Origin of the sequence: Bacillus cereus group sp. BfR-BA-01524 (assembly GCF_022662595.1) — a bacterium.
In the GTDB taxonomy this organism is placed as follows: domain Bacteria; phylum Bacillota; class Bacilli; order Bacillales; family Bacillaceae_G; genus Bacillus_A; species Bacillus_A thuringiensis_S.
This window is the reverse complement of sequence record NZ_JAKUDW010000024.1, coordinates 1-20,930: the sequence shown is the minus strand read 5'-3', so window position 1 is coordinate 20,930 and position 20,930 is coordinate 1. Positions and strand designations below refer to the sequence as shown.

Below are 20,930 nucleotides of genomic sequence, written 5' to 3'. Positions count from 1 at the left end.
ATAATAAAAAAAAGCATCTGAAACAGATGCTTTTTCTCATTCTTAATACGTAAACGTAATTGTCACTAAAGAATACCCTTCTTTCGCATTGTAAGGCTCCGCTTTATAAGAAACTCGATTTGCCCCTTGCGGATAATCGATTTCGCCAATTGCCTTTTTCACATCTTGCAGTGCACCATTCATTGATTGCTTGTACAGCACTTCAATTTTCTCTGGTTTCGCACTATAACGCTGCTGCATTTTATTTTTTAATTCAGTATAGTTATTTGCGATATATTCATTTCCTAAATAGTTTAACTTTGTATCTTTTAATATTTGCTGATATGCAGGCGTTTTCGTACTACCTGCCGCAATTTTGTTTGTCAGTGTACTATAATAATTTGTTGTAGCTTGCGGATAGTCTCCGCGATTCCACTCATGATTTCTTGCGATTTGTTCATCTGATAAATTGAAATACGAATACGTTACGCGGCCCTGTTCATCTGGAACCGGATCATCAAACGTTGTATCCAGGTGATACCATTTGTTTTCGATTTTCACTAAATTCCAAGCATGAGGTTGTCCGTCCCCAGTTCCTGTCACGAAATGATTTTCAATTCCTGCTTCTTTTAATAATTGATAAGTTAATAGTGCGTAACCTTGGCAAACCGCAGAACGATTTACAAGTGCTTCATATGCTGTGTAAGCTTTATAAGACGTATCATAAGAAACATGTTTTACTACGTAATCATGAATCGCCTTCACTTTTTCGTGATCATCCATTCCAACTTGAGTAATAGAAGAAACGATTGCTTTCGCTTGTTTCATGACATATTCCGTCTGTTCTTTCGTTTCACGATATGTAATCTTTAGCGTAAATGTATAATTTCCAGGTGATCCAGAAAGTCCATATGAAACATTCGATCTATTATAATTTGTATACTCATTTTTACTTGCAATTTCTTTATATGCGTTAAAAAGTGTATTCATCACTTCGTCTGTATTATTATTTTTCGTTTTATATGGAAGTGTAATAGTCGTTTCATACGTATTAATACGCTTTTGTACTTCCTCTTTAAAAGCTGTTAATAATGCCGCATCTCCGGTGTCTTTCACATCAGCATTTTTATACTTCAAAGTTTTATATAAAAACTGCGCATACTGTTCACGTGTTACTGTGCCATACGGTTCAAAATTCCCGTTCCCTGTGCCATCTGCGATTCCATTTGACTGCACCGCACTAATTGCGTTTTCTGCCCAAAATGGATTTGGAACATCCTTAAAGGTATGTTTTTGTTTTGCCGCAAGATGGAAAGCATTTGTAAGAATTTGTGCCATTTCCGCACGACTCACAGAAGCTTTCGGTCTAAATTGACCATTTTCATCACCTTTAAAAACTCCTAAATTCGTTAAAGTTAATACCTCTTCTGGGAACATTGTAGAACTTTGATTAATATCACCGTAAGGATTTTTAAACGTAGATCCATCCTTTAATACGTAACGAGTTCCATCATTACTAAACGAACCGCCTTGTTTATTCGGTACTAACACTCGATAAATTAAAGCCGCAACTTGCTCCCTTGTCGCAACATCTCCAAAACCAAATATCCCATTTCCATAACCGGAAATAATATTCTTACTCGCTAAATCTTTAATCGCAGGATATGACCAATGTGATGTCGGTACATCAGAAAAAACACCCACTTCAGCAGCTTTCACATCGCTGCCATTTGTATATAACAACGCACCACCAATAAGTGATAATGATGTAATTGATTTTAATAGTTTTGTATACATAATGTCTTCTCCCAATACATTCTCTATTTTTGTTGGTTTATGTCGAAAAATCTAAAAATATGACAAAATATATTATACAATTAAAAGTTTTTGATGGATATATTGAATTTTAAAATATGCAAAAATTCATATTGTTATAAGGATTCATAGTGATATTATGTTATTTTACTTGCGAATATATAAATTAAAAAAACGCTCATTTGAGCGTTTCATCTATATACCTAATAATTACTTTTTCTTCACTTAGAACTCTTCTTCGGTAATAATCCTTTGATATAACAACTCTTTATACTTCAATATTTCATCAGCCCCACGGCTCTCCATGCGTATATTGTATAACACTTGTTGTATTGACCTCTGATTGGTCCGTTGAAACATTTACTCCATTTAATAGTATGACCGTAATTATTAATCCAATTGAACTGCTGATGATCCTTTTCATTTTAAAGCCCCTTTCTGAAAACCTTTTTCTTTATATCCTAAATAGAAGTATTCACTAGATTTTATTGAATTTCCTTCTTCATGATATTTAACCGCTAATTTTTCAGCATATTCCTGGACATATTGCCATAAACCTACTTCATTAAAGAAAGAAATTCCTTTAGAAATGGCTAACTCTAATTCTTCAGCAGAAACATTCTCATTCATTTCTTTTAGAATTGTAAAATGATGTTCATATTCTTTTTGTTCCAGTTCATTACAAATTATTAATCCTTTTTCAATTAAGGACGCTGCAAGCTTTGTCTTTCCTAACTTTAAATTCTCTCTAGCTTCCAAAAAAATCGCTCTAAAGTGATTCGGAATTTTTTGTGATACTTCTGATAAGTAACGAAGTGCTAAATCAGATAGGTTTTGCTCTGCATACATAACCCCTAAACTATGTCGAACTCGTAACATTAGCTCCTCTTCATTCTGCTTTTTCAAAATATCCAGAGACGACATGAAATAAACTTCTGCTTGTTCAAATTCATTTAGCTTTACACATGCTAAACCCAGAACATTGTCACATGCTGCCACCTTCCTGCTATACCCGTACAGCCCTTCAAATGTATTCCTTGCTCTAGTTGCATATTGAATTACTAAAATAGGCTGGCAAACGTGATAATAATAGCTTGATAGCTTAAAGTTAAATTCTGCTTTTTCGATTGGATCCTGAATATTTCCCAACAAAGATTCTGCTATTCCATAATGCTTTTCAGCCACTTTAAAATCACCGTTTACTGTATAGCATGAGAAGCCTTAAAGAAATGGTAATAATATAATAAAGATTCATCTGATGGAGCTTCATCTAACTTCATTTTTCTTAGATCATTCTTAGATATGTCAGATTGATGGGGATAAAACTCTGCACTTAACACTTTAAATCTAAAATCTACAAGTGAATAAAACTCTGTATTCTTTCGATCTTCTTCCATACTATTAACTTTTGCATCAATACTTTGTTTTAATTCCTTTGCCTTAGAGAAATTCTGTGAACGAATTTCTCTATACCACTCATGTAAAAGTAAATTGATTTCTTCCTTTTTTATTACATGTACACTCATATAGCCCCTTCTCCTTTGTCTATAGATTACTAACATAATAACAAAAATCTTCCAGTAAAACTTTTAATTTTCTGAATATTATTGTTTCAAAAAAATTTCTCAATACAATCCCACCATTTTACCCCTTTAAACTATAACTTGTTCTGTTCCTTATTCGTTTCTATGTAAAAATAACACATCATTATTAATAGTGATGACACATGAAAGTCTATCCTTTCATAAGAAAGCCTCTTTTCTTTTATACATTATATCCATTAGGGCTCATTTATTTTTTACAAAACCCACCCTTTTGCTTACAACGGCGACGAGGAGTGGGGTTTTTGTTATCTTTTTCTAAAATTTGTTTCCTAAAAACATACGCAGAAACTTTACGTACAATGGTTTTCACAAATACTTTTAGAAGTTCAAACAAAACTCCATTAGAGATAGTTTTATTAAATTTTTCACTACTAGCCGTAAAAATATCTTATAATCTCTATATAACAAATTAATGTATTAGGGGTAGATAAAATGCCAGTTACACTCGAACTTATTCTTTTCATTCTTATAGCAATTAGTGCTGTTGGCTATTTAATAAAAGAATTTCAAAAAACTAGGAAACGAACATTTGGAATTTCACTAGAATTTTTAGTTCTTTTCTGGTCAATATGGAGAATATCAACTATCATAATCTAATTTATAAAACATGAATTCCTTCGAATGAAGTGAAACACTAATCAGTGGGGGTTTTACGGGATAAATTTACCAGTATTTTCACCACAACATTCATGTTAAAATCCCTTGTGAGTACGACATAACTCGACCTTATGAAGCTCCGCAGCTTTTATCGCGGAGCTTTTTTTATTTAAATTAACTCTTTTGTTCACTTTTTTGATACATTTACGAAACATTCATATGTTACGTTATATAAGTCCTTTTTTAAATCTTATTCATTCTAGCAAAAGTCCTAGTCCCCCTAGGGCTTTTTTGCATTCAAACAATGAGTTGTATTTTTTCTCAATAACCGAAACTACTTAACATGGTAAAATAATAATCGGACTGGCATTCAATACCATATTACAATGGATTAAATCGCAAAAAGGCACCTTAGGGTGTCTTTTTTCTAGAGAATCAGTTTAAAAACTAAAAATAAAAGAACCTCAATAAATGAGGTTCAAAAAATCTACTATTTTAAATTACCTTCGTAAAAAGCAACTCCATTTTGAACATGTTTTAAGTACCACGTAATCGTCCCGCCACAAACATTTTCATTAAAACTATTAGCATATACTCCATTTGAGTAATAAAGAGTTCTTTTGAATTTACCATTAGAATACTCATAAGGAATTGAGCATGTTGCTTGCTTCGGAGAGCTCACAGCTTTTTGCGTATCAGCTGAAGCTGCCCCAATTCCTCCTGTTAATGCAATACCTGTTGCCAATAGCCCTACTACTAATTTCTTGAACATAATAAATCCCCCTTTAATAGTTTTTATAGCTCACAACTTAAATGTATCATTTTGTAATTTATGTATATATCTTGAACATGTAGAAATATTTATTTAATTATTGGTAATATTAGGATTTTGTTTTATCAAATATAAAATAGAGGGATTAGAGAAGCATGTGAAAATACAGATAGGTTTATATTAAATGAACGTGGTCCAAGTCGGCGAAAGGCACCTTTTGGTGTCTTTTTTGTACATAAAAAAATCTCACCATCTTATAGAAACGATAAGCCCTTTAAAACAATAATTGCAACTATATTAATTTTACATTAAGGTTAGAGAATGTTCTTATATTAATAAAGTGCTAAATAGTAGGTGGAAAAATGGAATTTAACGATTTGGGTATTACCATTAAAGAACTTAGAATTAAAAAAAATATATCACAATCCGAATTATGTCATGGAATATGTTCACAAAGTCAAATTAGCAAGATTGAAAAAGGTATGATTTATCCATCTAGTATAATGTTATATCAATTATCAGAAAGACTTGGTATTGATCCGAATAACATATTTGCACTAACTCAAAATAAAAGATTAAAATATGTAGAAAATGTAAAATACGTAATAAAAGATTGCTTAAAGCAAAAACAATATAAAGAACTTTATGAAATAGTGAAAAAAGAGAAAAACTTAAATAATTTTCAAACAAAAGAAGAGAAACAATTTCTAATATGGCATGAAGCAATTGCTATATTTATGGTGGATAAATCATTAAAAACTGCTTTAGATTTTTTAAATAATGCATTAAAACTGACTTTAACTAATTCTGATTTTTTATCAGAAAGAGAAATAGATATTATGCAAACAATGGCTATATTTTATGCGGAAAATAAAGAATATGAAAAAAGTATTAATATATTAAAAAGATGTTTAAGTAATTTTAATAAGTTAGATTTTCCTAGAGATAAAGAAATTAAGTTGAAAATCATGTTAAATTTAGCAAAATCTTTGGACTTCACATATCAACATGAAGAGGCAATAAAATACATTGATAAGGGCATCAAATTAGCAATTAATCTAAATACGTTATACCTATTAGGTGAACTATTCTATTTAAAAGGTCAGTTATTATTAAAAATTAAACAACATAATGTAGAAGATGTTATTTATAACTGGAAAAAAGCATTATTTATATTTGAACTAACAGAAAAAGAATATTATACAAAAATGCTACCAGATGAACTTATTGAATTACAAAATAAAAAACACTCTTAATTTCGTAAAAACTACTTACAAATCCCACAGAAAAAATCCCTATAGCTTTTAAACTTAAAACGATAATATTAAAATAATTTAAGTTGGCAGAAGGCACCTTTTGGTGTCTTTTCTTTATTTTTACAAGGACCTGCTCAATTAATTCTTAAAAACATAATAGGAAACATTGTTTTATTTATCCCATCTTCATTCATGCTATATATAAAATTCGTTAATAAATCCACCTCAAACATACCTATATGCATAGGAGTATGTTTGAGGTGGAACTCCTTCAAATACTAGTTCCTTTTATAAGCCGTTTTTTTGATGTAGATGACATTATTCTCAATACAATAGAATGAATTATTGGAACATATTTAGCAATATATATCAAAAAACAATATTAAGAAACCCCCTCCACCTTAAGGTAGAAGGGATCTTTTAATTTCTATTTCAAACTACTCGCAATCTCCGTAAAGATAACCCCAAGCGTATGTGCACCTGCATCTGGATATCCTAAACTTCTTTCACCAACTACCGCTCCTCTGCCGAATGATCTTTCAACGATAGATTATATGCCTTGAAGTGCTACTTGCAACATTTCAATTCAGATATACGACAGTAAAGAATACATCATCACGGTGTCAGCAAGCAAAAGTGTATTCTGCATTTCTGAAAACAGTAGATGACAGATTATGACCTACTGAATCTGCTAAGAAAGAATATACAAGAACATCCTTAACATCCTCTTTATTTCCACTAATGATGACATCAAGAAAATCTTCTATTTGGAATTCTGGAGTAAACAACACAATCTTAGTTGTTCTGTTTGGTTCTAAAGAAACAAAAGTACGAGAGATTTCAACTAATTCATTTTGAGTTGGAAAAAAAGTGTTTCGACTTCTCTTAACAGTTACCGTTACATTACTAGTATGGCAACGTGAATCATTGTTTAGCATAATGTTGAGAGCAGTTGGAATAATCCCATTTTCAGAAACTGGAACTCGAAACACTCCAGTAGATTTATGGGCCATATAATCACATCCTTTCAAAATAAAATCTATTTACAATATATTAGATGCAAAAAACGTTCATTTTGATATGGACAAATTACATGATTAATATATCTATAATAATCCTCGGTATTACTAAGCCAATGTTTTAAAAGATTAACAAATATCGCGAGAACCAATCGAATGTATATTAAAAGTAAAAAGAATAAGATGTCTAAAAGATTCCCTATTTTGAGCCAATAATGAGACATTATGTTAATCTTATATGTATAGTTGTACAAAATTGAGAAACTTAAGGAGACAGATAAATTTTATGAGAAAATTATCTATATTACTTACTTTCATTCTAGTATTAGTCAGTGTTACGACTGCTTGCACACAAGATAAAACAGATAGTGCCGTTGAAAATGGTCCAATAGAAGAACCAACCGAAAAAAATGAAAATGAAGAATTAATAAATTTTGAAGAAAAAGAAGAGATGAGCCGCTTGGAACAAGGTATTTTATTAGTTGGCGAGAGTGTTAAGGGAGGCTATTACTTGGCCGCTGTTCAAAGTGCATATTTAAATGCTAGCAACGATTCCGCCATTGTTAATGTCTCTGTAAAAAATGTACGAGGGCAAACGATTGGACTATCAGAATTAAAATATAACTTAAAAGATGAAAAAGACGGAAAGATCTATAAAGGAAAGGTACTTGATCAAAACCCTTCTGATATACAAGTTAAACCAAATGAAACGGTAGAATTGAAAATAGCTTTTGAAGTACCACGTACCGCAGATGAATATATGTTTTATATTGAAAGCTCTTTAGACCCTCTACAAACATACTGGAAAATTGATAAGCTGCAATCACAAACAAACTAAGTCTAAAATAAGCAAAAAGCAATGAAAAATTTGATATAGATACAAATGAATACTATATAAACGTAAGACCATCGATTTAATGAATCGTTGGTCTTTTTCAAAAAATGCCCCATTAAAAACTAAGAGATAAAAAAGAACTAATCTCTAGAAGAGATTAGCTCAATATATCCAAAGCTATTATGGTACATAGTTTTATGAGCAAACGTTATATAATGTTGTATGGGATACATAACCTGTCATCCCTTTATATGTAACTTTTAACCACTGTTTAGAATTACTGTAATGACCTTGAACATATTCACCAGTTACCCATGTTCCAGTAATTTTCGTACCATCATTAAATGTATGTAAGACAGGTGAATCGACAGTATAACCACTGCGCATCTTTGCACCATATACACCTACCGTACCTCCCTTTGCACAAGCTGCTACTACATTTTCATTTTCAGTAGCATTCGTAGCCGCGAAAGCAGAGCCGTTAAATGTAAATAAAGTAAATATAAAAGCTGTTAGTACTGTACAAATAGATAAACGACGTAACAAAATAAATTCCCCCTTTTTTTATAATATATTTCTTCATAAATGATTATCTTAAATATTCTAACTATTTTCAATATATTAATGTTGAGAAATATTAGTTGTAGTTTTGAAATAAGATTTTATCAAAAATAGTAACAAACTCATATTTTACAGGGAGAGCATCTAAAGAAGTCTTCTACATATAATCAACTATATAAAAGTCCCTCCACCTTAAAGCAGAGGGACTTTCTAATTACTATTTCAAACTACCCGCAATCTCCGTAAAGATAACTCCAAGCGCATGTGCACCTGCATCTGGATATCCTAGACTTCTTTCGCCAACTGTACCAGCGCGGCCCATGCGAGCTACGATTTCTTTCGTGTACTCTGCTCCTTTAACTGCTGCTTCTGCACCTTTTTCAAAGGCAGTTTTCATGTCTTCTTCGTTTGAAGCGCTAGCTAACCAAGAGTCTACACATGGAGCAAGTGCGTCAACTAATGTTTTGTCACCAACTACCGCTCCTCTGCCGAATGATCTTTCACCGATAGATTGTATGCCGTGAAGTGCTGCTTGTAACATTTCAGCGAACTCTTTCACTGTTAGCTCACGTTTTTCGCCTGCTGCTTTACTAGCTGAGCGGAATGCTCCGCCCCAAATTGGACCAGAAGCGCCGCCGCAATGTTCCATAATAATCATCGAACAACCGTCAAGGAATGATCCAATCGTTACATTCTCTTGTTCTACAATAGAATGCCACTCACGTTTTAATTGCTTAAATCCTTTTGCAACACTCATTCCGAAGTCACCGTCACCTGCATGCGTATCTAACTCACAGAACGGTACTTCATTTTTAATAATAATATCGCTCATTTTATCAACGAGATAAATCATGTTGTTTAATGTAATGACATTATTTTTAATAACAGCGTGCTCTTCCGCTGTTTCTATTTCAAATGAAACTTCCTTCTCTTCTGTCTCTTCAAGTACATTCACATACTCTACACTTTCAACTGGTCCATCTACTTTAAACGCTGGTGTATTACATTCTTTAGATAGTAATGTTTTTAGCTCATCATCTAACTTCATTACCGTTAAAGACATACCAGCCATATCAATACTTGTCATATAATTACCAACGAATACTCTATTAATTTTAATGTTTCTAGCTGCTAGTTCTCTCGTAACTGCGTTGTTAAATAAGTAAAGTTCTTGCAGTGGTGTTCCGCCAAAACCGTTAACTAGAAGTGCGATTTCCTCGCCATCTTTTACTCCTAAATCTTTTATAAGATCACTTGTCATACGGTTAGCTAGTTCATCTGCTGACAGCATTTTTTCACGCTTAATTCCTGGTTCGCCGTGAATACCTACGCCGTATTCCATTTCATCTTCCGCAAGTGTGAAAGTAGGTGATCCGCTCGCTGGAACTGTGCAAGACGTTAACGCTAAACCGATTGTGCGCACGTTAGCCGCTGCTTTTTCTGCTACAGCTTTCACCGCTCCTAAATCCATACCTGCTTCCGCTGCTGCGCCGGCAATTTTATGAACTAAAATAACTCCCGCAACGCCGCGGCGTCCTACTGTATATAGGCTATCTTCTACCGCAATATCATCGTCCACTTTTACGTAGTCGACTTCAATTCCATCTTCCGTCGCTAAATGCGCACCGTTTTTGAAATTCATAATATCGCCGCTATAATTTTTAATAATTAATAACGTACCTTTTTTACTAGCTGTTTCTTTAATTGCTTGATAAACCTGAATTTGTGAAGGTGACGCAAACACATCTCCGCACACTGCCGCATCTAACATTCCTTTTCCGACTAATCCTGCATGTGCCGGCTCATGACCACTACCGCCGCCGCTAATTAACGTTACTTTATTTTCGTTCATTTCTTTCTTCTTAATTACTTTATATTTTTTCAAAAGCTCCAGCTCTGGATGAGCCATAACCATTCCGTTGCACATTTCCATTACTAATGTTTCTGGTTTGTTTATAATCTTTTTCATTGTAGTTCTCCCTCAATTCCTTTAATATATTGTGATATATTTGAAATCTTCTTCTTACTACTCATGTTAAAATGAAAGCGTTTTATAGTAAACGGACAAAATGGACAATCTGTCTAAAGACACCGCTCTCATTTATAGATAGGATTTTTATATTAATAACATTCTAGGGATGATTCAGATGACCTCTTCTATAATTTCTAAAAAGATAATCGCGAACTCATTGAAGTATTTAATGGAAACAGAGTCGTTTCATAAAATATCAGTGAGCGATATTATGTTACACTGTCAAATGCGTAGGCAAACTTTTTATTATCATTTTAAAGATAAATTTGAACTATTAAGCTGGATTTATAGAGAAGAAACGAAGGAAAACATTATCGATTTTCTTGACTATGAAACATGGGAAAACATTTTCGATTTATTATTTGATTACTTTTATGAAAATCAAAAATTTTACCGAAATGCTTTTAAAGTTATTGAGCAAAACTCGTTTAATCACTATTTATTTGAGCATACGAAAAACTTATATATGAAGATTATTGATGAATTATCTGTGAGCTGTGGATTCAGCCTTTCTGATGAGACCAAAAATACGATTGCCTCCTTTTATAGTCACGGCTTCGTTGGAACGATAAAAGATTGGATTGAAAGTAAGTGCGAAGTAGATCCTTCCATTATGTCTTCTCTTATGAAAAATATGATAAACAATCAATTACTACTATTACTTGAGCAATCAGCAAAGTAATTAAAGGGTGGCAAAAGCAATGAAAAAGATTATGAATGATGTACAAAATATCGTTCAAGATATGCTGCATGGCTTTTATTTTGAATATAACGACAAAGTAAATTACGATGAAACAAATAACATCATTTATGTAAAAGATATCGAAAAACTAAAGCAAGACGTCGCTATTATAAGCGGCGGTGGTAGCGGACATGAACCTGCTGATATTGGTTATGTAGGAAAAGGTATGCTTACAGCGGCAGTAAACGGAAGCATCTTCACTCCTCCAACAGCGGAACAAATTGTAGCAGCAACTCGCCTCATACCAAAAGATAAAAGTATACTATTCATCATTAAAAACTTTAAAGATGACGTTGAGAACTTTCTAACGGCAAAGCAAATTGCTAAAGAAGAAGGAAGAAAAATTGACCACATCATCGTAAATGACGACGTTTCAATTGAAGATGATGCTTCTTTTAATAAAAGAAGACGCGGCGTAGCTGGCACTGTTTTCGTCCAAAAAATATTAGGTGCGGCCGCTGAGAGTGGACATTCTTTAGAAGAACTAACAACAATCGGGCAAGCTGTCATCAAAAACTTACACACATTAGGAGTTGCCCTTTCCCCTGCCAACGATCCAGTAAAAGGAAAAGCTTCATTCACATTAAACGACGATGAAGTGTTTTATGGCGTCGGCATCCATGGCGAAAAAGGTTACCGTAAAGAAGCGCTATCCTCTTCTGAAATATTAGCGATCGAACTGATGAACAAACTAAAAAGCATTTATCGCTGGAGAAAAGGTAACAACTTCGCAATCCTCATTAATGGACTCGGCGCAACTCCATTAATGGAACAATACATTTTCACAAACGACATTCGCCGTTTGTGTGAGCTGGAAGGATTGCAAGTGACATTCGTAAAGGTTGGTACGCTGTTGACTTCTCTAGATATGAAGGGTGTTTCGCTCAGTTTGCTTAAGGTAGAGGATTTGGATTGGGTGAAGTGGTTGAAAGCGGATGTTAGAGTGGGTAATTGGTAAGTAAAAATTATGATGATAAAAGCCTTTAACTATAACAAGTTAAAGGCTTTTTACAAATTGAAATATCGTACGAGCGTTCAAAAGAAATTCGTAATCACCTCACTGAATGATGACAGGTCTTCCAAATAAAGCTGGATAATAAATTAACATCGCTCCTACAAATGAACACACTAAACAAAAAACAGCCTCGTATTTTATAACTAGAGAAGAGTTGGTATCAAGCTTTTTCCCCTCTCTTCTTAATATCATTTTAAAAGCTCTATATAATAAATATCCAATAATCGCCCCGAGAGTGTTCGTAAATAAATCATCAATATCTGTAATTCTATTATTTAGTAATTGATTTAACTCAATTGCCAATGAAAAAAGAAATCCTGCACATACGGTGTTTTTCATTTTTCTAAAGTGCGGCCAAATCATCGATAATAAAAAACCTAACGGCATAAACAGTACAATGTTCAAAAGATACGTAGTACTACCTGCCGTATCAAATAGAGTCAAATTGATTTGACTTACACGAATCCACGTTTCATATCTACTTATATCCCATACAGTCGCGATTTGCGTCACCTTATACACTAACGAAAGATAGAACAGAAAAACATACACCCACAAAAAATGCCGAATAGATATAGTTCTTTTCGCTTTAAAATAAACTCCAATTTGAAACACAATACAAAACATAATAGTAAAGAAATAAGTATACAAATAACTAATCAAAACTCCTGTATCCATGTAGAATCCCCTAACTTTACATTTTCATCTATGACTTTGTCTTTTTTAGTCTCCTTCATGATGTAACTCATTTATAGGATAGGAAAAACTTTTAAAATAAAGAGTGGGGTAAACATAAAATTTTTCTTAAATCTTCAGTTGGATTTTATTATTACTCTTCTTAAGAATCCGCCATTGATAGCTAGGCAACAACATGCTTAAACCTAACAATACTATCATTTTTGCACGTAATCCTCGTAGTACTTTAACCGATAAAGCATATATAAAATCATGTGACTCGTTTGTTCAGTTAAAACATGAAATTAAGAAATATATGACGTACTATAATCACTCTTGCTATCAATAGAATTAAAAAAGATGACTTCTGTTTGCATACAGAAATCATCTTTTTTAGGTTGCCTAACTTTTTTAAAAATGGCCTTTACAAAGGGTACAGATCAAGAGCACCTTATTCCTATTCGAGGGGATCAACTATACCTTCTTCCCTTAAAATCACACAAACCCATTTACAAATCTATAAAAGTAGATATAATATCCTTATGGAACCTTCATTAATTTATAAAGCATTGTCAAATGAAACAAGATGTCAAATTTTATCATGGTTAAAAAATCCAGAAAATCATTTCGACGAAAAACCTTATTTAGAACAAGGGATTAATTTTCAGATTGGAGTGTGTGTAGGAGATATTCAGCTTAAAACTGGCTTAGCCCAATCGGTTATTTCTAGTTATTTATTAACTATGAAAAAGGCAGGATTACTAGACTCTGACCGAATTGGAAAATGGACATATTATCGTCGAAATGAAAAAACAATACAAGCGTTTTCTGAATACGTTCAAAATGAATTATAAAGTAAAAGCAAATAATCAACCTACCAATTGATTATTTGCTTTCACACATTCTGCTTTTATATAGCTGCCCAATACATTCTTTTTAAAACTTCGCTACCTATAAAAGAAAGAAACATAGAAAGGAGCATCTTTTTTAACATATCACATCTAGTTATTTAGATATCTGTTTTTGTGTTTAACATTACATAATTCTAATACTATTGACATCCAATCATGCTCATTTCTTTGTTAATAAATCGATTTCACTTTCAAAATAATAATAAGAATGGAGAGTTTTACAAATGAAAAAAGTAAGTCCTTTACTTATTCTTACACTAACAATAGGGGTGTTTGGGATTATTACTACCGAGATGGGTATTGTCGGTGTATTACCACAAATCACTCAGAAATTTGGCATTTCAACTGCACAAGCAGGATTTTTAGTAAGTATATTCGCACTAGTCGTTGCTATTTCTGGTCCGTTTTTAATTCTGCTCGTCTCTAGTATTAATCGTAAAATAATTTTATTAATAGCAATCTTTGTTTTTGTTATTTCAAATATAATCTACGCTTATACAACACAATTTGAAATCATGCTTATTTTTCGTATTTTACCTGCAGCACTTCACCCACTCTTCTTTTCAATCGCTCTTGTAACTGCTGCTAAACTTGTCCCTCCTGAAAAGAGTGGTCAAGCGGTTACAAAAGTTTTCATGGGAATTACGGTTGGCTTTGCACTAGGTGTACCATTAACCTCTTACCTTGCAGATCAATTTTCATTAGAAATTGCTTTCTTATTCGGAGCGCTTATTAACGCCCTTGCATTCATTGGAATACTAATCTCACTTCCTTCTATGCCCGTTAAAGAAAAAATGTCTTTCGGCAAACAAATTCGTATACTCGGTAAACCAGGATTATGGTTAAATATTTTAACTGTCACATTCCTTTTTGCAGCCATGTTTTCTGTATACAGCTACTTCGCCGAATACCTTGCAAAAGTAACTTCCATGAATGGATCGCTCATCAGTATCATGCTATTCATATTTGGTATAGTTATGATTTTAGGCAATCATTTATTTGGTAGTCTCTTGCAAAGAAGCATAGTAAATACAGTAATATCGTTCCCTATTTTATATTCTATTGTTTACATATTGGTTTATTCTTTAGGTTCTTATCTTGTTCCAATGATTTTCATGGTATTCATTTGGGGAATCGTGCATGCTGGTGGATTAATTGTTGGTCAAACATGGTTAATAAGTGAAGCAAGAGAAGCACCCGAATTTGGTAATAGCCTATTCGTTTCATTCTCAAATCTCGGAATTACTCTAGGAACAACTATTGGAGGCTGGTTCATTTCAAACTTAGGTATTCACCAACTTATTTGGAGTGGATTTATATTTACACTACTTTCATTTCTATTAATTATAATAAAACTAAAATTTTTCACTTCTAATAACCTAGCTTCATTATCAAGCTAGTACATTTTCAGTTCCAAATTGGATAAAAAACATTATAAAGTGAAACTTTAATCAGCTCTCACCAATCGGGCGTTTATGGGCAGCCCGGCAAATAGCGGGATAAATTCTATATAAAATACTGGTTATTCTTCTTATAAGATTTTATAAACTATAAAGTATGACACTCAGAGCCTTTAGCTATAAATACAAGTTAAAGGCTTTTTATATAAAAACAAATTTAAAAGGTTCTAATCTTATAGAACATCATCAAAATGAAATACTAAAAAAAGGCTCCATTGCTGGAGCACTCAAAAAAAAATATAAATAAACGAATTAAAACAAGGAACAGACAATTAAAATATACAAATAAAACATAAATAAATCTATATATATGTAATATTACATATAAAAATCCTATTTATCGCTGCTATAATAAACTTACTCGATGATTGTTATATTATTCATAGGTTATACCTTCTTAACACCAATTTTACAAAGAAAAAAGACATCTTAATTGATGTCTTTTTTTCTTATATGATATCGACGCAATACAATTAAGATGATTCCAATCGGAAGAAGGCACCTTAGGGTGTCTTTTTTATTTTCCAAAGGACCTGCTCAATTATTGCGTAAAAAACATAAAGTAATTTGAATCCGTTAAAATACATGAGTGCACCCTTGTTTTCCCCTCTTATTAAAAGGAGGAACTATTATGGGTTTTGGTGGTAGTTGCGGCGAAGGCTGCGGTTTTGCTGGAGGATTTGCTTTATTAGTTGTACTGTTTATTTTATTAATCATCGTTGGAGCTTCTTGCTTCTGCTAAAAAACTATCAGAAAAGACACTCTTATATGGGTGTCTTTTCTTTATAATAAAGTGAAACTTTATTCCTCCGCATCCCTCATACTGTAATACCCCAAATTAATAATAACCAAGAAATACCCACCCATAATTCCGGCAGCGAATGTCCACATGAATTCATGGTGTTCAATTTCATACATAATAATCGCACCTAGTATTGCGGCTGCAAACCGATTTATCATTCCGAGCATCGGTGCTTTTTCTTTTTTTACAATGCTATCTCCGAACTTTTCAATACGCCTTCCTAAAATCCAGGCGCAGTACATACTCACCAAAAGGCCAATACTTATCCCGACAAACTGGGCTGAAAAAGGTGTCAGCAACCATCCCAATAACATTACGCCTAGCAAACAATACATTTGTATATTGAACGATCTTAATGCCATACGAATCATGTTATTCTCCTTTATCTTTCTCGTTGTAATTCCGTATCATCAATCCAACCTTCCAGGCTTCAAGCTTTCAGCTATGTCTTTTTTAAAATGAGGGAATTTGATTTTGCTCACCATTAAATAAGCGAGTACGCATGTACCAAACGCCACGGAAACTGGATTATTTAAAAAACATAAAATGAGGAGACACATTGCCGCAAATGGAATCGGCATACCGATAAAGGTCGGGAGTTTGCTTTGCTGCGTGTTAAATCTCGCAAGCCGAAGCATTCCGCAAATACTGTAAGCAAGCGCACATATCATCCCGATAGACTGCAAATCTTTTAACGCGACACTATATGCAAGAATAGACGGTGCCACACCAAAAGTAACTAAATCCGCAAATGAGTCCAACTCTCCACCAATTTCTGAAACAGAATCAAGTTTCCGAGCAACCATGCCATCAAAAAAATCAAACAACATACCCGTAATAATAAAAACTGCTCCCAAATAAATATCGTGAACGAAAACAGCGTAAATAGCTAAAAGCCCACATATAAAATTTGCTATCGTAATCATATTTGGTATGAAACTCATAACACGCTTCTCCTCCTTTCTACTAATTGCTTCATCTACGTTCTTACTCATTACAATTAAGATCCTTCTGCTTTTCTTCCAATATCACTTTATTTATTTTCGTTAACGTCTCGGTCATTTGCTCTAGGGCATTTATATCGATTTTAGAAAAATATTTCTCAATTAATACATCATCTAACTCAGACAACCGCTCTATATACTTACTACCGTTTGGACCAAGTGTAAGAAAATACTCCCGTTTATTATTAGGGTTTACTTGTTTTGAAATCATCTTCTGTTTCTCCAATTTCGATAAAACTTGGCTAACGGCACTTTTTGATATATTAAAAGTAGTCGCAATGTGATTTGCCGTCGTGTTTTCATTTAAATTAATATGAAATAGCATGCTCTCTTGCTGTCCTGTAAGACCGAACTCATCTTTTAACTCCTGAAATAGTAAAATGTAAAATTCATTATAAGCTCGGTTCATTTCATTAATTACTTCTTTATACGTTCTAGTCATAGCGTTATTCCTCCATGCTTTTATTTCATTTAATAGTTAAGTTAACTTAACTATAGTATACCGTTATGTTCGTGTAAAGTGAAATATAACTCTACACTTTATCAGCTGTGCTTTTAATGTATGTAAAACTTTCTTTCTCTCTTCATAATCTTCTACATCAGCTTCTTTCCAAAGCTCAAGATTAGCCCCCTCCCCTTTCTCCAGTTATATTGCTGCAAGACCAATGTATAAGACATAGCATCTAAATCTTCATCTATATCAAGCTCATCTAAACACTCTTCTAAAACAAGTTAAGTCACTGCTTCCTTCATCCAAATACCCAATTAACCGTTCTGAATAATCAAAAAGAAAAACAATTAAATTCCATATAGACCCATTACTGGTTAAAATGTTATAATGAAATCACCCTACATAGTTACTCATAGCCAGACTGAGGAACTAGCGTCTTATTAAGTAATGCGCATAACTAAAATAAAAAAGACACTTTACGGTGTCTTTTTTATTTATATTCCTAGGAATTATCTCTTTTATAAACACACTCTATCAAACAGTAAAGGAGACAAACAGATGGAACATCCTGTTGCAAGAGAATTACGTTTTATACGGGTATGTCTTATCATTTTGATTATTGTCATTGCATTCTGGGACCGGGAGAAAACTGTGGAAATTACTGATCACGGTAGCTATCCTATCTTAAATACCAGCAATATGACCCAAGTTGGTGAGAATACATTTGCATACAAAGATGAATCGAATCAAATTAAAATATTTAAGTTTAATCCAGATACAAATGAAATAAAATTAATAAAAGAGTTTTATGCTAACGAATATTAATTACATGAATTAAATAATTCAAATCTGTAGAAGGCACTTTAAAGTGCCTTTTCTTTATAAACTACAAAGTATGAGAACCCAAGCCATTAGCCGCAATTACGACTAAGGCTTTTACTATATAAAACATAGTAAAAATAGAATACTCACTTAAATTGTTTCTCACTTCACAAACTACACCCAAAAAGTTGGATAACTTCTTTTACTACTCATATTATTAATGAATAAAGCAATAACTACAATAACAACGGAGCCAATTAAAACTGGTGTTACTAAATAACTCCAACTGTTTGCCCCTAAAATAACGATAATCGGATCGGCGCCTGCCGGAGGGTGCGTCGTTCTCGTTAACATCATAACGGCTATTGCCATCCCCACCGCTAAAGCAATTGTCCAATATTCATTCCCAAACAAATGATATATTGATAGACCAATGAAAGTTGAAATCAAATGTCCTCCAATAATATTACGCGGTTGAGATAATGGCGCATTCCAAACTCCAAACGCTAATACACAACTCGCCCCAAATGGAGCCATTAATAATTCTGTAGAGGTTATGCTCGTTAAATATGTTAAGGTAAGAATTGTTAAAAATCCCCCTAGTAGTCCTGTTAAAGAGTCCTTTATATTTACTTGTAATGGACTTCTTCCTTTCCCTTTCATTTTTGTAAAATATCGTACACTTATTGGCTGAGGATCTTTCTGCTTAGTTGCTGTTATATTATCCATCGTTCTCCTCCTTTATTTACCAACAATTATAACTCGGCATAACTAACCTGTAAATATTAATTTAAGGGGTTAGTTAAAGAATACAAAAAAAGAATCAACTGTTATAAGTTGATTCTCTAAACTTCTTCAAATTTTCGATCCTGAAATTTTGCTACCTTTTTCCGGTTCCCACATATTTTCATAGAACACCATTTTCGTTTTCCACTCTTATCTATAAATAATAAAACACAGTCAGGATTTGAACACCTTTTAAGGGAAATAAGCTTATTTTCTGCTATTAACGTTAAAGCGTCAAATGCAATTAACGATGCGAGTACATCCTCGATTTCTCCAACTGGGATAGATACTAGCTGCTGTTCAATGATTTTATATGTAAATGGTGCCTTCTCAATTTGTTTTTCTAAATACGTAATAAAATCATTAGAAATTTCTTGCTGATCAGCAATTGCCTCAAACTGTTTTCTCAGTACTTCTCTTACCTCTAATATGCTAGATGTAACTTGATCCATTCGCTTCTGAATTCCTATAAGTGTTTTTTCATTCCAAAAAGGAAGATTAACCTTTATTACATGTAGCCATTCTAATACATCTTCATTTGTTATTAATAAATCATAACGTTGTCCACGCCTAACTAGCTCTGTATTTACTAAATCTAATGAGGGATTTCCAGATATAAGCGGGAATTGTTTTGTTTCCTGCATGTACTCATCACCTTCTCTTTAAACAATCATATTCCAGATTAATACAGAAGTGCAACTTTTTTATAAACTACAAAGTATGAAGATTAAAGCCTTTAGCCATAATTACGACTAAAGGCTTTTGTATGTAAGTAAATGAAAAAGGAGCTACTTTTATGGAACATAATAAAAATGGAATGCTTGCTTTAATTGTTTTATTTTTAGGATTAGTGTTTTTTGTTAGTGGAATGGTTTATCATTTATGGGGCTCATTTTAATTTCAACTTTTAGACAAATAAATAATTCGAATCGGAAAAACGCACAACACTTTCCCTTTTCCTTCCAAAATCAATGTAATAAGATATAAAATGTAATACATATAAAGACAAATATATATAGCACTCATTAAAGTGCTTCTATTTTGGAAGGAAGAAACAAACGATGAACAAAAAGTTATTAGCATCATTATTATGTAGCACATTCTTGTTTGGAGTATCAGCTTGCAGTTCACATGATGCGCCTGAGAAAAATGAGCAGGCGACTTCTAAAAAAACAGAGAATGACAAACTTAGCAGCAAGGATCAGCAAAAAGAACTTCCTACCAATGTAGATTCCTCTGATGTATACATGTCAATGGGATCTGCCGAGTCATTAGATGTTCTAGGGACTGGAGAATTGAAAGCACAAGGTGTCTTTAAAGTATTAGACATCGCCGTTTATAATCGTAAAGAAGAACCCATTACACTAGATATTAACAACTTTAAATTAATTGATGGATTTGGAAGAGAATATCACATTTCCAATGAATATCAGTCAGTACTTAAAGCTGCAAATATCTCCACATTCAAATTTAATATTGTTAATCCTAATGAAAGTTCGGAAGGAAACATTGTATTTGATGTACCGAAAAACACGCAAGGATTAACTTTAATAATTAATAATGATAAGTTAGATAAAGAACTCCAATTAAAAGTGGAATAGGCCAATAAATACGTCTCCCTTAACATTCTCTACTGACATAAAAAAGTACAGTCTTTTCTACAGCAGACTGTACTTTTTATTTATCATTTCACATAACATTCCCTAATTTTTTTGACTAGATGCTCTCCAATCACGAAAAGATGTTGGGCGTCCAGAAAAAGCTCTTTGCTTTGTAACAGATGGTTTTTCTT

The 20,930-nt window shown here is 32.9% G+C and carries 22 protein-coding genes and 3 pseudogenes; 10 read left to right on the top strand and 15 right to left on the bottom strand.

Annotation, left to right across the window (positions count from 1 at the left end; all coding sequences use genetic code 11):
* Positions 1-42: 42 nt before the first annotated feature.
* The 4 genes and pseudogenes from MR170_RS10900 to MR170_RS10880 all read right to left on the bottom strand — a co-directional run bounded on the left by MR170_RS10900 (position 43) and on the right by MR170_RS10880 (position 4,767).
* Entirely contained in the window at positions 43-1,776 is a 1,734-nt protein-coding gene (locus MR170_RS10900) for an S-layer homology domain-containing protein (protein WP_242308242.1), read from the bottom strand.
* Positions 1,777-2,080: 304 nt separating this feature from the next.
* Entirely contained in the window at positions 2,081-2,218 is a 138-nt protein-coding gene (locus MR170_RS10895; RefSeq protein ID WP_000821342.1) for a Phr family secreted Rap phosphatase inhibitor, read from the bottom strand.
* Positions 2,215-3,320, bottom strand: a pseudogene (locus tag MR170_RS10890) (response regulator aspartate phosphatase). Before MR170_RS10890 ends, MR170_RS10895 begins: the two are co-directional and overlap by 4 nt.
* A 1,165-nt stretch (positions 3,321-4,485) precedes the next feature.
* Positions 4,486-4,767, bottom strand: coding sequence for an LCI fold-containing protein (locus MR170_RS10880; protein WP_000473837.1), 282 nt, complete (start codon positions 4,765-4,767; stop codon positions 4,486-4,488).
* Between the two features lie 362 nt (positions 4,768-5,129).
* Here MR170_RS10880 and MR170_RS10875 point away from each other — a divergent pair, with 362 nt between their 5' ends.
* Positions 5,130-6,023 (top strand): helix-turn-helix domain-containing protein, encoded by an 894-nt coding sequence (locus MR170_RS10875; RefSeq protein WP_242308238.1) that lies wholly within the window; start codon positions 5,130-5,132, stop codon positions 6,021-6,023.
* Positions 6,024-6,450: 427 nt separating this feature from the next.
* On the opposite strand, the gene MR170_RS10870 is transcribed toward MR170_RS10875, so the two are convergent.
* Positions 6,451-6,570, bottom strand: coding sequence for a dihydroxyacetone kinase, ATP-dependent (locus MR170_RS10870; protein WP_242308267.1), 120 nt, complete (start codon positions 6,568-6,570; stop codon positions 6,451-6,453).
* Positions 6,571-6,646: 76 nt separating this feature from the next.
* Positions 6,647-7,036: a hypothetical protein gene (locus MR170_RS10865; RefSeq protein ID WP_016082634.1), complete on the bottom strand. Its 390-nt coding sequence runs from the start codon at positions 7,034-7,036 to the stop codon at positions 6,647-6,649.
* A 292-nt stretch (positions 7,037-7,328) separates the two neighbouring features.
* Between MR170_RS10865 and MR170_RS10860 the strand changes: the two genes are divergently transcribed.
* Complete coding sequence (locus MR170_RS10860) at positions 7,329-7,880, top strand: DUF4352 domain-containing protein (RefSeq protein ID WP_242308237.1); 552 nt, start codon at positions 7,329-7,331, stop codon at positions 7,878-7,880.
* A 192-nt stretch (positions 7,881-8,072) separates the two neighbouring features.
* Here the strand turns inward: MR170_RS10860 and MR170_RS10855 are convergent, their stop codons facing one another.
* Positions 8,073-8,423 (bottom strand): SH3 domain-containing protein, encoded by a 351-nt coding sequence (locus MR170_RS10855; RefSeq protein WP_000946191.1) that lies wholly within the window; start codon positions 8,421-8,423, stop codon positions 8,073-8,075.
* Positions 8,424-8,655: 232 nt separating this feature from the next.
* Positions 8,656-10,407: a dihydroxyacetone kinase subunit DhaK gene (dhaK, locus tag MR170_RS10850; RefSeq protein ID WP_080990738.1), complete on the bottom strand. Its 1,752-nt coding sequence runs from the start codon at positions 10,405-10,407 to the stop codon at positions 8,656-8,658.
* Positions 10,408-10,585: 178 nt separating this feature from the next.
* Between dhaK and dhaS the strand changes: the two genes are divergently transcribed.
* Together dhaS and dhaQ are read left to right on the top strand one after the other, a co-directional pair.
* Positions 10,586-11,152: a dihydroxyacetone kinase transcriptional activator DhaS gene (gene dhaS, locus MR170_RS10845; RefSeq protein WP_000204220.1), complete on the top strand. Its 567-nt coding sequence runs from the start codon at positions 10,586-10,588 to the stop codon at positions 11,150-11,152.
* A 19-nt stretch (positions 11,153-11,171) separates the two neighbouring features.
* Positions 11,172-12,170, top strand: a complete 999-nt coding sequence (dhaQ, locus tag MR170_RS10840; RefSeq protein WP_242308236.1) for a DhaKLM operon coactivator DhaQ — start codon at positions 11,172-11,174, stop codon at positions 12,168-12,170.
* 99 nt (positions 12,171-12,269) lie between these two features.
* Here dhaQ and MR170_RS10835 read toward each other — a convergent pair whose 3' ends face one another.
* Positions 12,270-12,905 (bottom strand): VanZ family protein, encoded by a 636-nt coding sequence (locus MR170_RS10835; protein ID WP_242308235.1) that lies wholly within the window; start codon positions 12,903-12,905, stop codon positions 12,270-12,272.
* Between the two features lie 244 nt (positions 12,906-13,149).
* Between MR170_RS10835 and MR170_RS10830 the strand changes: the two are divergent.
* From MR170_RS10830 to MR170_RS10815, 4 genes and pseudogenes are all read left to right on the top strand, one after another.
* Positions 13,150-13,299, top strand: a pseudogene (locus MR170_RS10830) (IS3 family transposase); the annotation flags it as partial.
* Positions 13,300-13,444: 145 nt separating this feature from the next.
* Positions 13,445-13,756 (top strand): ArsR/SmtB family transcription factor, encoded by a 312-nt coding sequence (locus MR170_RS10825; RefSeq protein WP_000433732.1) that lies wholly within the window; start codon positions 13,445-13,447, stop codon positions 13,754-13,756.
* Positions 13,757-14,037: 281 nt separating this feature from the next.
* Positions 14,038-15,213 carry an MFS transporter gene (locus tag MR170_RS10820; RefSeq protein WP_242308234.1) on the top strand — a complete coding sequence of 392 codons (1,176 nt, stop codon included), beginning with the start codon at positions 14,038-14,040 and terminating at the stop codon, positions 15,211-15,213.
* Between the two features lie 691 nt (positions 15,214-15,904).
* Positions 15,905-16,015, top strand: a complete 111-nt coding sequence (locus MR170_RS10815; RefSeq protein WP_000505669.1) for a YjcZ family sporulation protein — start codon at positions 15,905-15,907, stop codon at positions 16,013-16,015.
* Positions 16,016-16,074: 59 nt separating this feature from the next.
* Here the strand turns inward: MR170_RS10815 and MR170_RS10810 are convergent, their stop codons facing one another.
* The 4 genes and pseudogenes from MR170_RS10810 to MR170_RS10795 form a co-directional block, all read right to left on the bottom strand.
* The gene (locus tag MR170_RS10810; RefSeq protein ID WP_029441767.1) at positions 16,075-16,446 is read right to left on the bottom strand and encodes an ATP synthase subunit I; all 372 of its coding nucleotides are present in this window, start codon (positions 16,444-16,446) and stop codon (positions 16,075-16,077) included.
* Positions 16,447-16,485: 39 nt separating this feature from the next.
* A complete protein-coding gene (pssA, locus tag MR170_RS10805; protein ID WP_242308233.1) occupies positions 16,486-17,070 on the bottom strand; it encodes a CDP-diacylglycerol--serine O-phosphatidyltransferase in 585 nt (194 codons plus the stop codon).
* A complete protein-coding gene (locus MR170_RS10800; protein WP_029441765.1) occupies positions 17,063-17,521 on the bottom strand; it encodes a MarR family winged helix-turn-helix transcriptional regulator in 459 nt (152 codons plus the stop codon). The genes pssA and MR170_RS10800 overlap by 8 nt, the downstream gene beginning before the upstream one ends.
* A gap of 63 nt (positions 17,522-17,584) precedes the next feature.
* A pseudogene (locus tag MR170_RS10795) lies at positions 17,585-17,890 on the bottom strand (MarR family transcriptional regulator).
* A 198-nt stretch (positions 17,891-18,088) separates the two neighbouring features.
* Between MR170_RS10795 and MR170_RS10790 the strand changes: the two are divergent.
* Positions 18,089-18,355, top strand: coding sequence for a YmzC family protein (locus tag MR170_RS10790; protein ID WP_242308232.1), 267 nt, complete (start codon positions 18,089-18,091; stop codon positions 18,353-18,355).
* A gap of 171 nt (positions 18,356-18,526) precedes the next feature.
* Here MR170_RS10790 and MR170_RS10785 read toward each other — a convergent pair whose 3' ends face one another.
* Positions 18,527-19,081 (bottom strand): HPP family protein, encoded by a 555-nt coding sequence (locus tag MR170_RS10785; protein ID WP_242308230.1) that lies wholly within the window; start codon positions 19,079-19,081, stop codon positions 18,527-18,529.
* Between the two features lie 116 nt (positions 19,082-19,197).
* Positions 19,198-19,782, bottom strand: coding sequence for a CGNR zinc finger domain-containing protein (locus tag MR170_RS10780; protein ID WP_016082644.1), 585 nt, complete (start codon positions 19,780-19,782; stop codon positions 19,198-19,200).
* A gap of 417 nt (positions 19,783-20,199) precedes the next feature.
* On the opposite strand from MR170_RS10780, the gene MR170_RS10775 reads away from it, so the two are divergent.
* Positions 20,200-20,739, top strand: a complete 540-nt coding sequence (locus tag MR170_RS10775; RefSeq protein ID WP_016082645.1) for a DUF4352 domain-containing protein — start codon at positions 20,200-20,202, stop codon at positions 20,737-20,739.
* The last annotated feature ends 191 nt before the right edge of the window (positions 20,740-20,930 follow it).